This window comes from Geminicoccus flavidas (assembly GCF_009806515.1).
Classification (GTDB): Bacteria; Pseudomonadota; Alphaproteobacteria; order Geminicoccales; family Geminicoccaceae; genus Geminicoccus; species Geminicoccus flavidus.
In genome coordinates this window covers 1-1753 of sequence record NZ_WUJP01000859.1, presented here as the reverse complement: position 1 = coordinate 1753, position 1753 = coordinate 1, and the positions used below count along the sequence as shown (strand labels likewise).

Genomic DNA, 1753 nt, shown 5'->3' with positions numbered 1-1753 from the left:
CCGGCTGCGCCGGCTGATGGGCAGCTATCATGCAGCGGGCGGCAGGGACGCCGTGGTGCTGCTCCATGACGGCGATCATGGTGAGCCGCTGATCCAGGCGCTCGCCCGGTTCGGGGACGGGCTGCCCGCCAACGTCCTGCCGGTCCGGGTCAACGAGGTGACGGAGATCGGGCCGGAAGTGGTGGCAGCCCTGTTCGCCTACGGGGCCGTCGGCGCCCACTTCCTGTGCCGCGCCAGGCCGAAGCACGACGTCGTGGTGCTGCAGCGCATGGTGAGCCTGTCCGACACCATCCTCCAGGCGTTGGGCTACGGAACCGGGGCGCCCCCGGTCACCATCATCGCCACCGACGATCCCGATGCCCTGGCCCAGGCCCTGGTCGAGGCACCGCATGGCAAGCCTGCGCGGGTGCCGGCGCGCTTCGTGCCGGCCGGGCGCAAGCGCAGAGTGCTGGAGACGGCGTTCCGGGAGCTGCACGCCGCGGCGCCGGAGCCGCTCGACTGCGTGCCGCTCGAGACCGGCGCCCCCTTTGGCGGGCTCGACTTCGACGTGGACGGCTGCACCCTCTGCATGTCCTGCGTGTCGGCCTGCCCGACGCAGGCGCTGACCGACGGCATCGAGCGGCCGACGCTGCGCTTTCGCGAGGCCTTGTGCGTGCAGTGCGGCCTGTGCGCCCGGACCTGCCCCGAGGAGGTGATCCGGCTCAAGCCCCGGCTCGACTTCGCCGCCTGGAACGCGCCGGCCCGGCTGGTCAAGGAGGAGGAGCCGTTCCACTGCATCACCTGCAGCAAGCCGTTCGGGACCCGATCCTCCATCGAGCGCGTGGTGGCAAAGCTCCGCGACCGGCACTGGATGTTCTCAGGCCAGGCCGGCCAGGACCGGACGCGGGTGCTGATGATGTGCGAGGACTGCCGGGTCGAGGCGGTCGTGAACGAGAGCTTCGACCCCCACGACATGCCGCAGCAGCAGCCTCCCCGTACTATTGAGGACGATCTGGCGGAACGCGAGCGGATCAGGGCCGGGCTGGCATGAGCGGTCCATTGCCCCCTCAGCCGCCCTGGCGGCGGATGACGAAGGTGATCGTATCGCCGTCACTGGTCTGCTCTTGGAGCAGGTCGCCGGTCTCCTCCACCAGATGCGGAATGTCGACCGCCGCCTTGGGGTCGGTACATTCCACCTGGAGCAGGTCGCCCGGCTCCAGGCGCTGGAGGGCCTTGCGGGTCTTCAGCGCCGGCAGCGGGCAGACCAGCCCGCGCAGGTCCAGACGGGTCTCGGTCATGGGCTTCCCGGGCAGTCACGTGATGGCGAGGCAGGATTAGACCGGGCAGGTTGGATGTGTCAGTAGATTGTCCGGTATTCGGCGTGAGCCGGATGGGCGCGCTGGTTCCGGTGCCCGACGCGCTCGCGCGCTGGCTGGCTCCGCTGCGGCCCCTGCCGGCCCGACATGTCGCGCTGCGCGATGCAGCCGGCCTGGTCCTGGCCGAACCCCTGGCAGCACCGAGGGCACTGCCGCCAAAGGCGGTGGCGCTGCGTGGTGGCCATGCGGTGGCTGCCGCCGACACGGTGGGCGCTTCCGCGTATAACCCGGCCTTCCTTCCGGACGTCCCGCAGTGCGTCGTCGCCGGCAGCTTTCTGCCGGCCGGCACGGATGCGGTGCTGCCGCCCGATGCCGTGGTGCTCCACGGCGGGTTCGCCCAGGCCACCCAGGCCGCCATCCCCGGCGAGAACGCCCGCCGCCCCGGCGAAGACGCCAGC

At 71.4% G+C, this 1753-nt stretch carries 2 protein-coding genes and 1 pseudogene; 2 read left to right on the top strand and 1 reads right to left on the bottom strand.

What is annotated here, in order from left to right:
- Positions 1–1030: 4Fe-4S dicluster domain-containing protein (locus tag EQG76_RS24605; RefSeq protein WP_235031544.1), on the top strand; the 1030-nt coding region annotated here is incomplete at its 5' end.
- A gap of 16 nt (positions 1031–1046) precedes the next feature.
- Here the strand turns inward: EQG76_RS24605 and EQG76_RS24600 are convergent.
- Positions 1047–1277, bottom strand: a complete 231-nt coding sequence (locus EQG76_RS24600) for a sulfurtransferase TusA family protein (protein WP_159717241.1) — start codon at positions 1275–1277, stop codon at positions 1047–1049.
- A 92-nt stretch (positions 1278–1369) separates the two neighbouring features.
- Between EQG76_RS24600 and EQG76_RS24595 the strand changes: the two are divergent.
- Positions 1370–1753, top strand: a pseudogene (locus tag EQG76_RS24595) (molybdopterin biosynthesis protein); the annotation flags it as partial.

Excerpts from the sequence above, each read along its gene's own strand:
- EQG76_RS24600 (WP_159717241.1), bottom strand. The coding sequence starts at position 1,277 with ATGACCGAGACCCGTCTGGACCTGCGCGGGCTGGTCTGCCCGCTGCCG.